We start from the raw sequence: 15847 nt of genomic DNA, 5'->3' as shown, positions 1-15847 counted from the left end.
ACCCACAGCGCACCGGGCCGGCGCAAGGCTTGCGGGGCATGTTCCCGTAGCTCCGCCGGCGGGCTGTGACGCCGCCATTTCCTCCGTGTGACCCTTGCGGGCTCTTGTGACCCATGGCACAGTGAATGGCACTCAGTGCCGTCAATATACGGCACTGACGGCACAGCGTGCTATCCACAGCCTGCTCAGTCAGGAGCTTCGCCATGAGCCGAGTACTGCGAGTTCGGGAGAGATCGGGGCGAATCCCCGCCCGGCTGATCGTCGTCACCGCACTGGTGGGGGCGTCGGCGATCCTCGGGCCGGCACCGACCGTCGCCGCGGGGAGTGCGGTCCCGAGATGCACGGAACTGGCGGGGACACAGATCCCGGCATCCGCGATCACGTTGCCGACCAGGGGCGGCCGGGTCGAGTCGGCAGCCTTGGTGACCCAGGTGGTCAGTGGCAGGACCGTCGAGTACTGCAACGTCCGGGCCGCGCTCGCTCCGATCGATCCGTCCGCTCCCGACATCAGACTGCGCATCGGCATGCCGGTCGGTTGGAACCACGACACGATGATGTTCGGCGGCGGCGGATACAACGGAACGGTCCCTGACATCGCCCAGAACGTGCCGTTCGGCCGCCCCGACCAACCCGCGCCGTTGGCCCGTGCGTATGCGACGTACGCCAGCGACTCCGGCCACCAGGCGGGTCCCACCGGACCCCTGGACGGGTCCTTCGGCGTGAACGACGAGGCGCTCCGGAACTTCTCCGCCGGCGATGCGCTCAAGAAGACCCACGATGCCGCCACGTACCTCGTCCGTCGCGGCTACGGCACGAAGGCCCGCCACGCCTATTTCGCGGGCGGATCGACGGGTGGTCGCGAGGCTCTCGTCGTCGCGCAACGGTGGCCGCACGCCTTCGACGGCATCATCTCCGCCTATCCCGCCTGGAACAACATGGCCGAGATCCTGTACCTCGGCTACCTCGTGCAGGTGATGTCCCGCCCGGGCGCATACCCCGGGCCCGACAAGCAGACCCTTCTCTACAACAGCGTGATGGCCGCATGCGACGGACGCGACGGTGTCGAGGACAACATCATCTCGAACGAGAGCGGCTGCCACTTCGACCCCCGGGTGCTCCGCTGCCCGGACGGTGCGGATGCCGGGCCGACATGTCTGTCCGATCCTCAGCTCGCCTCGGTGGTCGCCGCGTCCACACCGTTCGGCTGGCCGTACCGCATCGCCAGCGGTGAACGGCATTACCCGGGCTTTCCGTTCCTGTCCGGCGCGGACATGAGGACGCCGTATCTCGGGTTCGGCACCACACCCCCCGCCAACCCGATGCCGGCGACGAGCGGGTTCGGGCCCCAGTACTGGGATCAGTGGGTGAAGTACTTCCTGACCCGGGATCCCGGCTACAACTCGCTCGACGTCGACCCACGGCGGCCGGGGGAGTGGCTTTCGCGGATCAGCTATCTCTCCACCATCCAGGATCGCAACAACGCGGACCTGCGTCCCTTCGCGCGATCCGGTGGACGACTGCTGCTTCTCCACGGCGCCGCCGACGAACTGGTCTCGCACCGCTCGACGAGCGACTACTACCGGCGGGTGCTCGACACGGTGGGTTCCCGACAGACACACGAGTTCATGCGGTACTACCTCGTGCCGGGCGCGAACCACGCCAACTTCGGTGCACCCGCGTTCGCCGCCAACTGGGACTCGCTGTCGGCCCTGGAACGGTGGGTCGACGACGGACGGCCCCCGGTCAAGCCGGTCGCTGTCGACAGCAGGAACGGCAGAACGCGCCCGCTCTGCGAGTACCCGCGCTGGCCGAAGTACCGCTCCGGTGATCCCGACAACGCCCAGAGCTTCGTGTGTTCGCTGTGAGCAAGGAGACGGCGGACGAGCGCGTCGCGGTGCGCACGCAGGCCCTGACCAAGGTTTTCCGGGGCTTTCGGGCGGTCGACTCCGTGAACCTGGAGGTTCGCGAAGGAACCGTGCACGCGCTGGTGGGCCCCAACGGTGCGGGGAAGACGACCCTGTTCAACCTGTTGACCGGCTTCCTCGCACCGACGTCCGGAACCATCACGGTGTTCGAGGAGGACGTCACCGGCCGGCCGCCGGAGCAGATCGCGCGCCGGGGCGTCGCCCGGTCGTTCCAGATCACCAGCCTCTTCGACAGCATGACGAGCCGCGAGCATGTGGAACTGGCCCTGCAGGGACCCACCCGACAGGGATTCCGGTTCTGGCGGTCGGAGAAGCTGCTGGGAAGGAATCAGGTCCGCGTGGACGAACTGCTCGGACAGGTGGGGCTGACGCCACTCGCGGACAAGCCGGTCGGACTGCTCGCGTACGGGCAGAAACGCGCGCTGGAGCTGTCACTGGCGTTGGCGCTGGACCCGCCGGTGATGCTCCTCGACGAGCCGACGGCCGGGATGGGCACCGAGGACGTCGACCGCACCATCGAGCTGGTCCGCCGCATCGCGGCCGGCCGCACGGTGGTGCTGGTCGACCACAACATGCACGTCGTCGGCAGCCTGGCCGACCGGGTGACGGTGCTGCAGCAGGGCAAGGTCCTGGCGGAGGGTGACTACGACGAGGTGCGCAACGACGAACGGGTCATCACCGCCTACCTGGGCGAGGCCGACCATGCTTGAGGTCACCGGTCTCCAGGCGTGGTACGGCCAGGCGCAGGCGCTGCACGGGGTGGACGTACGCGTCGGCGCGGGCGAGGTCGTCGCGCTGGCCGGCCGCAACGGCGCCGGCAAGACGACCACGGTGCGATGCCTGATCGGCCTGCACGCGCAGGTTCGCGGCACCGTGCGGTTCCTCGGCCGCGACGTCACCCGCATGCCGGCGCACCAGCGGGCCCGCGCCGGCATGGGCTGGGTCCAGGACGACCGCGGTATCTACGCCAGCCTCACGGTGGAGGAGAACCTGCTCCTCCCGCCCACGGTTTCCGACCGGGCCTGGCCCCTGGACCGGGTCTACGAGGCGTTCCCGGTACTCGCCGAGCGTCGCAAGGCGTCGGGTACCACGCTGTCCGGCGGGGAGCAGCAGATGCTGGCCATCGCCCGGGCGCTGCGGACCGGTGCCCGCCTGTTGCTCATGGACGAGCCGTCCGAGGGCCTCGCCCCGGTGGTCGTGGCCCGGATCGGGACGATCATCCGCGAAATCAAGGCCACCGGTGCCGGCGTGCTGCTCATCGAGCAGAACGTCAAGTTCGCGGCCACCGTGGCCGACCGGCACTACCTGCTCAGCCAGGGACGCATCGTGGAGACCCTCGACAACTCCGAATTCCGGCGCCGCGAGGGCGAACTTCTGAAACACCTCGGCATCTGACCACTGGGGAGAAACTTCATGAAGGGCACGCGAACGTGGGCCGGTGCTTCGGCCCTGACGACCGCACTGCTACTCGGCGCCTGTGGCGGCGGCGGACCCGGGGCGTCGGGCGGCGACTTCTCCGGAGACAAGCTGGTGCTGGCCGTACTCAACGACCAGTCCGGGATCTACAAGGACGCGTCGGGACCCAACACCGTCAAGGCGGTCAAGATGGCCGTTGCCGACTTCAAGAAGAAGTACGGCGACAAGGCGGTCGTCGACAAGATCGAGGTGACGTCGACCGACCACCAGAACAAGCCCGACATCGCCAACACCAAGGCTTCGGAGCTGTACGAGCGCGGCGGGGCCGACGTCATCCTCGACGTGCCGACCTCGTCGGCCGCCCTGGCCGTCGCCACCCAGGCGAAGAACCACAAGAAGCTGTTTCTCGACGTGAGCGCGGCGACCACCGCCCTGACCGGCGCCCAATGCAACAAGTACACGTTCCAGTGGGCCTACAACACCTACATGCTCGCCAACGGCACCGGCACGACGGTCACCGAGAACGGCGGCAAGAACTGGAACATCGTCTACCCCGACTACGAGTTCGGTCAGAACATGACCAAGTCGTTCACCGACGCGGTCAAGAAGGCGGGTGGCGCGGTGCAGGGCACCATTCCCACGCCGTTCCCGAACGAGAACTTCGCGACCTTCCTCACCAAGGCCGGCAGCACCAATCCCGACGTGATCGGCACGATGCACGCCGGCGGTGACCTGATCAACTTCGTCAAGCAGTTCAACGAGTCGGGGTTGAAGGAGAAGGGTATCGAGCTGGCCGTGGGGCTGATGCTCATCAACGACATCCACTCGTTGGGCGTGGAACAGTTCGCCGGCACGCTCTTCACCGACGCCTGGTACTGGAACATGGACGCCGAGTCGCGCGCCTGGGCCGACCGGTTCAAGGCCGAGACCGGCACCCGCCCGTCCTTCGAACACGCCGGCAACTACTCCGCGGCGACCCAGTACCTGGAGGCGGTCCAGGCGGCCGGCACCGACGACGCCGACAAGGTGATCGGCAAGCTCGAAGGCAAGAAGCTCAACGACGTGTTCCTGCGCAACGGCGAGATCCGCGCCAAGGACCACTCCGTCGTCCACGACGCCTACCTCGTGCGGGTCAAGAAGCCGGCCGACGTCAAGGAGGACTGGGATTACGAGGAGATCGTGACCACGATTCCCGCGGCGAAGGCGTTCCCTCCCGCTGAGGCGTCGGGCTGCTCGATGTGAACGCGTTCCTGCAGTACACCGTGCAGGGACTGGCGGCCGGCAGCTTCTACGCGCTGGCCGCCCTCGGACTGGCGATCATCTTCGGCGTCCTCGGCGTGGTGAACTTCGCCCACGGCGCGTTCTACATGCTCGGCGCGGTCACCGCGGCCGTCCTGCTCGACTCGCTCGATCTCGCGCTGTGGTGGTCGCTGCTGCTGGTTCCGGTGCTGATGTTCGTCTTCGGCGTCGCGGTGGAGCGGCTGCTCGTGCAATGGCTGCTCCGGCTCGACCCGCTCTACAACTTCTTGCTCACGTTCGGTCTCACGCTGGTCCTCGTCGAGTTGGTCAAGCAGCGGTACGGCGTCTCGGGGCTGCCGTACCGGCTTCCGAAGGCCCTTCAGGGCCGGTTCGACCTGGCCGGCGTCGTGCTGCCGCGCTACCAGTTGTTCGTCCTGCTGTTCTCCGTGGCGATCTGCGTGCTCGTCTGGTTGGTGATGACGCGGACCAGGGTCGGCATGATCGTGCGGGCGGCGACCGAGAAGCCCGACCTCGCCCGGGCCCTCGGCATCAACGTGGGTCGCTGGGTGACCCCGGTCTTCGGTTTCGGGGTCGCGCTCGCCGGCCTGGCCGGCGTGCTCGCGGCACCGTTCCGGGCGATCACCGCCGAGATGGGCAACAACTTCGCGATCATTCTCTTCGCGGTCGTGGTCATCGGCGGGCTCGGGTCGATCTCCGGCGCGGTGCTCGCGGGTTTCCTGGTGGGCCTGGTGGAGGCGTTCGGACAGGCCTACGCCCCGACGTTCGCGCAGATCCTCATCTTCGTCCTGATGGCGCTGATCATCCTCGTCCGGCCCGCCGGTTTGTTCGGACGCAAGGAGGCGACCGCATGACTCACCCCGTCGTTACCGAGGCCCCGGTCGTCCGGGCGGACAGCCGTCCGGTGCGCAGCGGCCCGAAGCTGCGATGGATCCTGCTGGCCGTCGGCCTCACGGCGGCGCTGGCGCTGCCCTGGTTCGTCTATCCGCCGGTGGCGATGGACATCGTGTCGCTGGCACTGTTCGCGATCGCCCTCGACATCCTCCTCGGCTACACGGGCCTGCTCTCCTTCGGCCACGCGGCGTTCTGGGGCAGTTCGGCGTACGTGACCGGGTTGATCGCGACGCACTACGGCGTGCCGTTTCCGGTGGCCGTCCTCGGCGGCGCGGTGTTCGCGATGATCCTCGCCCTACCCATCGGGTACGTGTCGGTGCGCCGGTCCGGGATCTACTTCGCCATGGTGACCCTCGCCTTCGCGCAGATGGTCTACTTCATCGGCTACCGGTGGAGCGACCTGACCGGCGGCGAGAACGGGCTGCAGGGCGTGCCCCGGACGTTCTTCGGCATCGAGCTGATCGAGACGGAGTCGTTCTACTTCTACTACGCGGCCCTGCCGATCCTCCTGCTCGGCATGTGGGCGGCCTGGCGCATCGTGCACTCGCCGTTCGGACGGGTCCTGGTGGCGATCCGCGACAACAGCCAGCGGGCCCGGGCCCTCGGCTACGAAGTGGAGAAGTACAAGGTCATCGCGTTCGTGCTGTCGGCCGGACTGACCGGCCTGGCCGGCGGCGTGTTCGCCATCAACCACGGTTTCGTCGCGCTGACCGAACTGCACTGGAGCACCTCGGGCGAAGTCGTGCTGATGACGGTGCTCGGCGGCATCGGAACCCTGTGGGGAGGGACCGTGGGTGCGTTCCTGAACGTGATGCTCGCCGACTACCTCGCCTCGTCCGGCTTCCACGGCATCGACCTGGTCACCGGCACCGTCTTCGTGCTGGTGGTGCTGCTGTTCCGTCGTGGAATCTGGGGTACCGTTCGGGGCCAATGGCTGGCCCGGCGGCAGCGCTCGCGCGACACCAAGTGAGGATAGGGCACCTGTCGGTGACTTCCGGAAGAATACTCGAGACCAAGTACCGGATCTCGGAGACGGCGATGGCCCTGTTCCTGAAGGAGGGGTACGCGAACGTCACCGTCGAAGCCGTCGCCGAGGCGTCCAGCGTGTCGCGTCGCACCGTCTTCCGGCACTTCGAAAGCAAAGACGAACTGGTGTTCCCGGACCACACCGAACGCCTCGGGCTGGTGGAGCGGTGTCTCGTCGAATCCGCTCCCGGCACGGATCCGGTCGATGCCGTCATCGCGGCCACGGAGGAGTCCCTGCGCGACTTCCTCAGCCGGCCCGAACTGGCCCTGCGACGGTACAAACTGACGCGCATCGTGCCCGAGTTGCGCAAGCGGGAAATCGTCGAACACGAGCGGTACGTGGCGCTGACCCGTGCGTTCCTACGCGATCACCTTCCGCCCGACACCCCGTCGTTCCAGCCGATCGCCCTCGCGGCCCTCATCGACGCGATCCATCGCTCGGCGCTCGGTAACTGGGTGCGCAGCGGCGGCGCCACCGATGCGGTTGCCGAGTCGGCGGCGGGCATGGAATGGGTTCGCCGCCTGATGATCCACCAGACGTCGTTCTCGAGCACTCCACTGCTCCTCGCCGTGCTCCCGGACACGCCGCACACCCGCGGCGTCCTGACCTCGTTGAAGGATGCGGCGGAGGAGCTCCTTTAGAGGCCGTCCGACATCGGGCAACTGCGGTGACTTCTGCAGTGGACCGCCATGTTTACGCTGGCCCGAGCCGGTCCTTAGCGGGACACCGGGCCATTTCACGGCGTGGAGCGTCGACATGTCCTACCCACAGCAACCCGGTGGTCCGCAAGATCCGTCGTGGCCGGCTGCGAACCAGGCGTATGCTGCCCCTGGGTACCAGGCTCACCCCGGGCACGCGATACCGGCCTCGCCTGCCCACTGCCGGGCTCGACCTCTACCCGCGGGCCAAGACGCTTGCGGTGGCGAGCCTGGTCATCTCGCTGTGCGGATTGTTCGTGTGCGGCTTCCCGGCCCTGATCGGGGCGATCATGGGCCACGTCGCCCGCAAGCAGATCCGGCAGCGGGTAGAGGGCGCCCGCCAGATGGTGCACCGTCCGGTGGGAGTCGCACCCGAGGATCGCGAAGGGGTGTTTCGGATCCTCCAGCCGTACCTCCAGAAAGGGAGCGGCGTGGCCTTGGCCGGCGTCATCATCGGCTGGATCGCGTTTGTTCTCTGGCTCGCCTTCTGGGTGCCCTTCGCCATGGGCTTCTTCGGGGCCGCAACCGAGTCGTGATCGGCCGGCGTCCGCGTCATGTGGTCCGGCCGGTCTGCGTCCGCAGACCGTGCAGCCGCAGCGCCATCTGGAGCTGCAGGGCCCGGTCGGGCGCGCGCCAGTCGTCGCCGAGGATGCCCTCGACCCGGTCGAGCCGCTTGAGCAGGGTGTTCATGTGTACCCGCAGTGCTTTGGCCGTCCGGGTGAGGTTCCCGGAGTTTCCGAAGTACGACGACAGGGTGACCACCAGCTGTGTCGACCTCCGCACGTCGTAGACGAGCAGCGGCCCCAGCGTGTCCGTGACGAACCGGTCGAGGTCCTGTGCGCGGTCGGTGTCGAACAGCAGGGCGAACATGGCGTACCGCTCTGCCGTCGACCCGAGATCGGTCACGCCCAGGTTCCGCATGAGGTCGCAGCACCTGCTGGCCAGCTCGAACGCCCGTCCCCAGTTGTCGTCGGCGACCCGCTCCGCGACCACCCGGACCGCCGACCCGAGCTCCTTACGGAGTCGGGCGTGCACCGTCTCCGCGACCAGGGCGGGCTCGGACGCCGCGGCGAGGAGCGTCGCGCGACCCCGGTGTTCCCCGGCGAGCCCGTTCCATTCCGAGGACAGCGCACGCAGTCGACGGCCGACGTCGGAGGCGGATCTGGTCTCCGACATCGCGACGACGACGACGTTCAGCGACGCGATGTCGACGCCCCGGGCATGAGCGCGCGCCCGCTGGGCGGAACCCACCGGTGGGGCGGAGACCAGGAGTTCGGTGAGCAGTTCGCCCCGGACCCGTTCCTCGGCCTCGGCGACGGCGGTGTCCTTGAGAATCAGCAGTCCCATGATCTGTGCGGCGCGCTCCACCGTGCGGATGTCGACCGGTGTGGGCGCCTCCACCCGCGTCAGCAGAACCGCGCCGAGGTAGGTGTCGCCCGCCTGCACGGTTGCCGCGGTGTGCCACCGACCGGTGCTGTCGGTGGTCGTCGCCCATCGTCCGGACCGGCGGGCCTGTTCGACCGCGCCGTCGGACGGCTGCTGGGCTGTGCCGGTGTCGAGGTCCGGGTCGAGCGAACACCGGGCGACGACGGCGCCGGACCGGTCGAACACGGTGACCGCTCCCTGCAGGTGGTCGACCAGCAACCGGGCTATCTCGTCGGCGCCGCCACCCTTGAGCACCACGTGGGTGAGCGACTCGTGGACGGACTGCGCCCGTTCCATGATCGCGACCTGGCGCTCGATCGTGAGGTATGCGGCCTGCAACTGCTTGAGTGCCGACCGGCTCTCGTCGTACAGCCGGGCGTTGTTGAGGGCGATCGCCGCGTGATCGGCGAATGCGCTCAGCAACGCCACCTCGTCGGGCTCGAAGGGCCGCTCGGTGCGGTCGGCGGCGAACAGGACACCGATGACCTCCTCTCCGACCAGGAGAGGGACGCCCAGTAACGCCACCATGCCCTCGGGAATGACCAGATCGTCGAAGGTCCGGTCGTGCGGGAGATCCCGCGCCTGCAGGTAGTTGCTGACCCAGGCCGGAGCGCCGCTGGCGATGACCCGGCCACCGACACCGGTTCCCGAGGGCACGTGCGCCTGGTTGAACGACGGCGAAATCGTGCCCTGCGACGCCTTCAGCCTCAGCTCGCCCTCGGGGTCGACCAGCGAGAGGTACGTGAAGTCGGTACCGACGAGCTCGTGCGCCTCGCGGACGATGGACTCCAGCACCGCGTCGAGCTCCCCGAGAGCGGTCAACGACCGCGCAGTCGCGTACAGCGCGCCGAGCTCCCGCTCCCGCCGGATGCGATACGACGCGAGATCAGCGTTTTCCACACGGTGGAGGATATGCACACCGTCTGCCCATGAACAGTGGCAAGAACGTCTCTCTCCGAAGCGTCTCTCCAGCCCTAAAGTCCCCGGAGTGGTGACGCGCATCACAAGCACCGGGTAAATCGGGAGTCTGGCATGTTTCAGGTCCATTTCGCGCACCGGTTCCGAACGCTGGCCGCAGTCCTTCTGTGTGTGTCGCTCACGACGGCCGCGTGCGGAGACGACTCCTCCGGCGACCAGGCGGCCACGTCGGGCAGTGGCGGGCTCAAGGGCAAGACGATCGACTTCGTCGGCTACGGCAAGGACAACCCGTGGGGCGCCTACTTCAACAGCGTGTTCATCAAGAAGCTCGAGTCCCAGGGCGCCAAGGTCGTCGACCTCACCACGATGGACCCCGGCACCGCGGTGACGAACTTCAACCAGGCCATCTCCAACAAACCCGACCTGATCGTGGCGGCCCTCCTCGACACCTCCTCGACGGTGGTGCCGATCAAGAAGGCCAAGCAGGCGAAGATTCCCGTGCTCGTCTTCGACGGCCGGCCCGACCCGTCCGTCGACGGTGACGTCATGCAGGTCCTCTCCGACAACGAGGCGCTCGGGATCGCGGCGGCCCAGAACCTCGTCGAAGGGCTGAAGGGCCAGGGCAAGGACTCCGGCAACATCATCGTGATCACCGGCACCAAGTCCGGGTATGCGTCGCAGGACCGGATGAAGGCTTTCGACGCCGAGTTGGCCAAGACGCCGGGGTTGAAGGTCGTCGACAACCAGGACGGCAACTGGGATCCGACGTTGTCCGGCAAGATCGCCACCCAGCTGTTCGCCAAGTACGGCTGCTCGGGTATCCAGGGCGCCTTCGGCATGGCCGACTACATGGCGCTCCCGATCGTCGCGGCGGCGAAGCAGGCCGGCTGTGAGGTCGGCGGCAAGACCGGCGTCATCGTCACCGCCAGCAACTGCTTCAAGGTGGGCATCGACGCGATCAAGGCCGGCACCCTGTACGGAACCGCCACCGAGGACCCCGGCACGATCGCCGAGCAGACCGCCGACTACGTGATCCGGTACTTCAACGGGGAGAACCCGCCGAAGAAGGAACTCGTCAAGGAAGACCGGGTGACCGCCCAGAACGTCGCGCAGTTCGAGGAACAGTGCAGCAAGGCGTGAACCCGGCAGCGCCCTTCGCGCGGCCCGGCGAGGAGCTGGTCCGCGCGGAGGGCCTGACCAAGAGCTTCGGCAGCACGCGGGCCGTCCGCAGGGCGTCCTTCAGCATCGCGCGCGGCGAGATCCACGCGCTGTGCGGGCACAACGGCGCCGGAAAGAGCACGGTCGTCAAGATGCTGTCCGGGCAGGAGACACCGGACAGCGGGGCCATCCGCATCGGGGGCGAGGTGCTCGACCTGCGCAGCCGGCAGGTCGCGCAGGGCAACGGGATCGCGCTGGTCGACCAGGAGCTGAGCGTCGTCCCGTCGCTCACGGTCGCCGAGAATCTGATGCTGGGAGACGTGCGGACCCGCTGGATCACGCGGCGACGTGCCGCCGGCAAGCGGTTCCGGACCCTGCTCGACAGCGTCGGCCTCGGCCATGTCGATCTCGACCGGCCGCTGTCGGACCTGAGCATCGGCGAGCGCCAGTTGATAGAGATCGCGCGGGCACTGGGCCAGGACGCGAGGCTCGTCATCCTCGACGAGCCGACCGCCACCCTCAGCGACGTCGAGAGCGACTACGTGTACGCGGCTGTCCGCACCGTGGTGACCACGGGCTGCGCCATCCTGTTCGTCTCGCACCGGCTCGGTGAGGTGCTCGACCTGTGCGACAACGTCACGGTGATGCGTGACGGCGAGGTCGTGGCGACCACGCCGGTCGCCGACCTGACGATCGACTCGCTCATCGTGCAGATGCTGGGCGAGTTGCCGCACCGACCGGACAAGCGGACCAAGGATGACACCGGCGATGGCGCCGAGGCGCTCGCCGTCTCCGGGTTGTCCGTGCCCGGCCGGGTCGACGACTTCGGCATCGTCCTGCGGGCCGGCCAGGTGTGTGCCGTGGCCGGTCAGCTCGGGTCGGGTGCCTCCGACGTGCTGCGCGCGATCGCCGGGCTCGTGCCGTCGGCCACCGCCGGCATCACCGTCGACGGCGTCGCGGTCGGCCCGGGCCGGCCGCGGGCCGCGATCCGGGCCGGAATTGCCTTTGTTTCCAACGACCGCAAGTCGGAGGGGTTGTTTCTGGACAAGCCGACGAGCTGGAACCTGCTCGCCACCCGCCTGCCGCACGTCACCCGGCTCGGGGTGGTCAACCGCCGGGTCTGGTCGGCGACATTGGCCCGGCTCGTCGAGCTGTGCGGCCTGGAAGCCGCGCGCGCCGACCACGCCGTGCGCTCCCTGAGCGGCGGCAACCAGCAGAAGGTCTTCGTCGGGCGCGGCCTCGGACGCGACGACGTCCGCGTGCTGCTGCTCGACGATCCGACGCGGGGCGTGGACATCGGTGGCCGCGCGGCGATCCACGCCCTCCTGCGGGCGGCCGCCGACCGGGGCGTGGCGGTGCTCTTCACCTCGACCGACCTGGAGGAACTGCTGGACCTCGCCGACGTCGTCGTCACGATGCACAAGGGCGTGGCGGTTCAGCGGCACGAGGGCACGACGGCGGGCGCGGTGCTGGTTCGCGAGATGACCCACGGCGCGGCATCGTGAAGGTCCTCTCCATACCGACCCGGCCCAACGCGACACCGGCCGGACGGAGCCGGCACCGGTCCCGGGTCGACATCGCCATCACCGCGACTGTGGTCCTCGCTGTGCTGGTGGCGGTCGTCGTCGGCCTGTCGACCCATCGCTTCGCGACGGTGGCGAACGCCAAGGCGATCATCACGTCGGCCAGTCTGGTTGGGATCGCGGCGCTCGGCCTGACGTTGATCACGATCGGCGGGTCCGCGGTGTCGCTGGCTATCTCGCCGACCGTCGCGGCGGTCGGGATGATCTTCCTGGCGACCCAGTCGCTCGGTCTGGGACCGGCACTGCTCATCGCCGTGATGTGCGGAATGCTCGTCACCGGCGTCCAGGGCGCCGTGGTCGGTTATGCCGGCGCCAACCCGGTGGTCCTCACCATCGCGGCAAGTTTCGCCATCACGGGAACGGCGATCGGCATCAGCGGCGGATCGACGGTGTCGCCGACCGATGCCGGATACGACAGCCTCAACGCCACACCCGGTGGCGTGGCCCTGAGTGTCTACGTCCTGATCGCGTTGGCCCTGATCGTGGAGTGGAGCCTCCGACGGACGAGCTTCGGACGGCGGCTGTACCTCGTCGGTGAGAACCGTCCGGCGGCCCGCGCCGCGGGCCTGCCGGTCGGGCTGACGACCACGGTCGCCTGGCTCGGCGCGGGCACCCTGTTCGCGGTGACGGCCGTGTTCACCGCCGCCTTCAACACGTCGGCCAACGTCAACCTCGGTGGCACGCTCACGTTCGACGCCATCGCCGCGGTCCTCGCCGGCGGCACGTCCGTCGCGGGCGGGCGCGGGTCCGCGTTGCGCACCCTGGCCGGCGCGGTGCTGATCGCGGCCGTGTCGGACATCCTGCTGCTGCGCGGCTACTCCACCGGAGTCCAGATCATGGTCAAGGGGCTGATCGTCCTGTTCGTCGTCGTCATCGTGCACCTGCGTTCGAAGGAGGGCCGTGCATGAGGCGACCCGAGGTGCTCCTGCCGACGACGGCCCTCACCATCACCGTCATCGCGTTCGCGCTGATCCCGACGTACACGGACTCGACCGTCGCCCCGTTCGACGTCTACAACACGTTCCAGATCTTCGCGCGGCTCGGTCTGCTCACCCTCGCGCTCGGACTGACGATGATCGCGGGAGAGTTCGACCTGTCGGTGGTGGGCACGTACGCCCTCGGCGGCATGCTGACCGTTCAGGTCGGGCCGGAGCACGCCCTCTACGGCCTGCTCGCGGCGGTGGCCGCCGGGGCGGCCATCGGCCTGCTGCAGGGTGGTCTGATCGCCGGGCTGCGGCTGCCGTCGATGCCGGTCACCCTGGCGACCTACATCGCCCTGCTCGGACTCACGAGCGCGCTGTCCGGTGGACTCACGAAGACCTACTCGAACGTGTCGGTGACCCTGTGGGTCGACCAGACGGTGCTGACGTACTTCTCCCCGCGAAGCCTGATCACGCTCGGATTCTTCGTCCTCGCGGCGGCCGTGCTGTCCTTCACCCGGTGGGGGTACGAGCTGCGCGCGATCGGTGGCGACCGGCGGGCGAGCCGGGTGGCGGGCGTGCGGGTCGACCGTCTGATCGTGGGCACGTTCGTGGTCTCCGGTGTCCTGTCGGCGCTCGGCGGCTCGCTGCTGAGTTTCAGCCTGGGATCGGCGAACCCCGACCCCGGTGTTCAGCCGCTGATCGTGGCCGCTGCCGCCGCCCTGCTCGGTGGGGTGTCCCTCGCCGGCGGGCGCGGCTCCGCACCCGGTCTGCTCGGCGGGATCCTGGCGGTGGCCATGCTGGCCGAGATCGTGACGGTCACCGCGGTTCCGGGATACGTCACGCAGCTGTTCTTCGCGAGCCTGCTCGGCGTCATCGTCGTCGTCGACGCCCCGGATCTGCACCGTGCGCTCGTCCGGCAGCGCACCCGCCTCACCCATCCGCAGTCTCACCCGCAGCTGGAGCCCGGAAGGCACGAAGCCACGTGACACACCCCATGCGCGGTCTGATGCAGCATCGGCCGCTGACCATCCCGTCGATGCTGTCCCGGGTCGAGGCCACCTTCGGGCACAAGCGGATCATCTCCGGTGGTGCCACGGAGACCGTGACGACCTGGCGCGACGTGGCGCCCCGCGTCCGCAAGCTGGCGCGGGTCCTGGAGAGCCTCGGCGTGCCGGCGAACGCGTGTGTCGGGACGTTCGCCTGGAACAGCCAGCGCCACGTCGAGCTCTACCTCGCGATCCCGAGCTCGGGCCGGATCCTGCACACGATCAACCACCGGCTGTTCCACGAACAGGTCACGTTCATCGTCAACGACGCGGCCGACGACGTCCTGTTCGTCGACCGGACCATCCTGCCGGTGGTCTGGCCGTTGGTCTCGACGTTCCGCACCGTCCGGTACGTCGTCGTCATGGACGACGGCGGTGACATGCCGATACCGGACGACCCCCGGATCCTCGACTACGAGACGCTTCTCGGCCAGCAGTCCGACGTGCCGCTGGAGAACACCGTCGAGGACGAGAACGCGGCCGCGTCACTGTGCTACACGTCCGGAACGACCGGCAATCCCAAGGGGGTCCTCTACAGCCACCGGTCCGTCGTCCTGCACAGCCTCCTTCTGCTCGGCGCGGACGTCTTCGCGTTGAGCGAGCGGGACGTCGTCGCGCCCATCGTCCCGATGTTCCACGTGAATGCCTGGGGGCTTCCGTACGCGGCGATGCAGTGCGGTTCGGACCTGCTGTTGCCGGGACCCACCAGCACACCGGAGGAGCTCGTCTCCTTCCTGTCCCGGCACCGCGCCACGTTCAGCGCCGCCGTCGCGACGGTCTGGCGTGACCTGGTCCCGGTCCTGAAGAACCACGACCTCAGCAGCCTGCGCCACATCGCGTGCGGCGGCGGAGCCGTCGACGACGCGCTGTCCAGCGCGTACGAGAAGGCCCTCGGGATCCCGCTCATCAACGCGTGGGGGATGACCGAGACCAGTCCCGTCGTCACGACCTCCCGCCTGGGGACGCACCACGCCGGGCTCGACGGTGACGCCCGACGGCTGCTGCTCGGCACCCCCGGGCCGGCGGTGCCGCTGACCGACATGCGGGTCGTTTCCGACGACGGCGTGGAGCAGCCGCGCGACGGAAGCTCCCCGGGGGAACTGCAGGTGGCCGGAGCGACGATCGCCAGCGCCTACTTCGGCACCGACGTGGGAGCGGACGCGTTCACCCCGGACGGCTGGCTCCGCACCGGCGATGTGGCGACGATCGACGAGTGGGGGTACCTGCGCATCGTCGACCGCACCAAGGACCTGGTCAAGTCGGGCGGTGAGTGGATCTCGTCGGTTGCCCTGGAGAACGCGGTCATGTCCGATCCGCGGGTCAAGGAGGCCGCCGTCATCGGCGTGACCGATCCGCGGTGGGGTGAACGTCCGGTGGCCTGTGTCGTTCCGTCCGCCGGGACCGACCTCACGCCCGAGGACGTTCGGGCGCACCTGCGCGACCGGGTCGCATCGTGGTGGATCCCCGAGCGCATCGAAATGATGAGCGAGATCCCGAAGACCGCCACCGGCAAATTGTCGAAGCAGGCGTTGCGGCAGCGCTTCGTCGACCAGACTTCCGACTCGGACTGAAAGGAA

The 15847-nt window shown here is 68.5% G+C and carries 13 protein-coding genes and 1 pseudogene; 13 read left to right on the top strand and 1 reads right to left on the bottom strand.

Going from position 1 to position 15847, the window contains the following annotated elements; genetic code table 11:
- Positions 1-203: 203 nt before the first annotated feature.
- The 8 genes and pseudogenes from Vau01_RS09145 to Vau01_RS09110 all read left to right on the top strand — a co-directional run bounded on the left by Vau01_RS09145 (position 204) and on the right by Vau01_RS09110 (position 7753).
- A complete protein-coding gene (locus tag Vau01_RS09145) occupies positions 204-1865 on the top strand; it encodes a tannase/feruloyl esterase family alpha/beta hydrolase (RefSeq protein ID WP_203989235.1) in 1662 nt (553 codons plus the stop codon).
- Positions 1862-2635: an ABC transporter ATP-binding protein gene (locus tag Vau01_RS09140; RefSeq protein WP_239151448.1), complete on the top strand. Its 774-nt coding sequence runs from the start codon at positions 1862-1864 to the stop codon at positions 2633-2635. The genes Vau01_RS09145 and Vau01_RS09140 overlap by 4 nt, the downstream gene beginning before the upstream one ends.
- A complete protein-coding gene (locus Vau01_RS09135; RefSeq protein ID WP_203989227.1) occupies positions 2628-3320 on the top strand; it encodes an ABC transporter ATP-binding protein in 693 nt (230 codons plus the stop codon). Before Vau01_RS09140 ends, Vau01_RS09135 begins: the two co-directional genes overlap by 8 nt.
- Positions 3321-3338: 18 nt before the next feature.
- A complete protein-coding gene (locus tag Vau01_RS09130; protein ID WP_203989225.1) occupies positions 3339-4583 on the top strand; it encodes an ABC transporter substrate-binding protein in 1245 nt (414 codons plus the stop codon).
- On the top strand, positions 4580-5452 hold the full coding sequence (locus Vau01_RS09125) for a branched-chain amino acid ABC transporter permease (protein WP_203989223.1): 873 nt from the start codon (positions 4580-4582) through the stop codon (positions 5450-5452). Before Vau01_RS09130 ends, Vau01_RS09125 begins: the two co-directional genes overlap by 4 nt.
- Positions 5453-5520: 68 nt before the next feature.
- Positions 5521-6462 (top strand): annotated as a pseudogene (locus Vau01_RS09120) (branched-chain amino acid ABC transporter permease); the annotation flags it as partial.
- A 68-nt stretch (positions 6463-6530) separates the two neighbouring features.
- The gene (locus tag Vau01_RS09115; protein WP_203989219.1) at positions 6531-7160 is read left to right on the top strand and encodes a TetR/AcrR family transcriptional regulator; all 630 of its coding nucleotides are present in this window, start codon (positions 6531-6533) and stop codon (positions 7158-7160) included.
- Between the two features lie 137 nt (positions 7161-7297).
- Positions 7298-7753 (top strand): DUF4190 domain-containing protein, encoded by a 456-nt coding sequence (locus tag Vau01_RS09110; protein ID WP_239151447.1) that lies wholly within the window; start codon positions 7298-7300, stop codon positions 7751-7753.
- Between the two features lie 16 nt (positions 7754-7769).
- On the opposite strand, the gene Vau01_RS09105 is transcribed toward Vau01_RS09110, so the two are convergent.
- The gene (locus Vau01_RS09105; protein WP_239151446.1) at positions 7770-9542 is read right to left on the bottom strand and encodes a helix-turn-helix domain-containing protein; all 1773 of its coding nucleotides are present in this window, start codon (positions 9540-9542) and stop codon (positions 7770-7772) included.
- 132 nt (positions 9543-9674) lie between these two features.
- On the opposite strand from Vau01_RS09105, the gene Vau01_RS09100 reads away from it, so the two are divergent.
- From Vau01_RS09100 to Vau01_RS09080, 5 genes are read left to right on the top strand one after another with little or no spacing between them, the layout of a single operon-like run.
- Positions 9675-10700, top strand: coding sequence for a sugar ABC transporter substrate-binding protein (locus Vau01_RS09100; RefSeq protein WP_203989217.1), 1026 nt, complete (start codon positions 9675-9677; stop codon positions 10698-10700).
- Positions 10697-12223 carry a sugar ABC transporter ATP-binding protein gene (locus Vau01_RS09095; RefSeq protein ID WP_203989215.1) on the top strand — a complete coding sequence of 509 codons (1527 nt, stop codon included), beginning with the start codon at positions 10697-10699 and terminating at the stop codon, positions 12221-12223. The genes Vau01_RS09100 and Vau01_RS09095 overlap by 4 nt, the downstream gene beginning before the upstream one ends.
- Positions 12220-13209, top strand: coding sequence for an ABC transporter permease (locus Vau01_RS09090; RefSeq protein ID WP_203989213.1), 990 nt, complete (start codon positions 12220-12222; stop codon positions 13207-13209). The genes Vau01_RS09095 and Vau01_RS09090 overlap by 4 nt, the downstream gene beginning before the upstream one ends.
- Complete coding sequence (locus tag Vau01_RS09085; RefSeq protein ID WP_203989211.1) at positions 13206-14210, top strand: ABC transporter permease; 1005 nt, start codon at positions 13206-13208, stop codon at positions 14208-14210. The genes Vau01_RS09090 and Vau01_RS09085 overlap by 4 nt, the downstream gene beginning before the upstream one ends.
- A 20-nt stretch (positions 14211-14230) precedes the next feature.
- A complete protein-coding gene (locus tag Vau01_RS09080) occupies positions 14231-15841 on the top strand; it encodes a long-chain fatty acid--CoA ligase (RefSeq protein WP_239151445.1) in 1611 nt (536 codons plus the stop codon).
- Positions 15842-15847 lie beyond the last annotated feature (6 nt).

Source organism: Virgisporangium aurantiacum (assembly GCF_016863635.1).
In the GTDB taxonomy this organism is placed as follows: domain Bacteria; phylum Actinomycetota; class Actinomycetes; order Mycobacteriales; family Micromonosporaceae; genus Virgisporangium; species Virgisporangium aurantiacum.
This window is presented reverse-complemented; position numbering and strand designations above follow the sequence as displayed.

Excerpts from the sequence above, each read along its gene's own strand:
- Vau01_RS09145 (WP_203989235.1), top strand. The coding sequence starts at position 204 with ATGAGCCGAGTACTGCGAGTTCGGGAGAGATCGGGGCGAATCCCCGCC.
- Vau01_RS09135 (WP_203989227.1), top strand. The coding sequence starts at position 2,628 with ATGCTTGAGGTCACCGGTCTCCAGGCGTGGTACGGCCAGGCGCAGGCG.
- Vau01_RS09130 (WP_203989225.1), top strand. The coding sequence starts at position 3,339 with ATGAAGGGCACGCGAACGTGGGCCGGTGCTTCGGCCCTGACGACCGCA.
- Vau01_RS09115 (WP_203989219.1), top strand. The coding sequence starts at position 6,531 with ATGGCCCTGTTCCTGAAGGAGGGGTACGCGAACGTCACCGTCGAAGCC.
- Vau01_RS09100 (WP_203989217.1), top strand. The coding sequence starts at position 9,675 with ATGTTTCAGGTCCATTTCGCGCACCGGTTCCGAACGCTGGCCGCAGTC.
- Vau01_RS09085 (WP_203989211.1), top strand. The coding sequence starts at position 13,206 with ATGAGGCGACCCGAGGTGCTCCTGCCGACGACGGCCCTCACCATCACC.
- Vau01_RS09080 (WP_239151445.1), top strand. The coding sequence starts at position 14,231 with ATGCAGCATCGGCCGCTGACCATCCCGTCGATGCTGTCCCGGGTCGAG.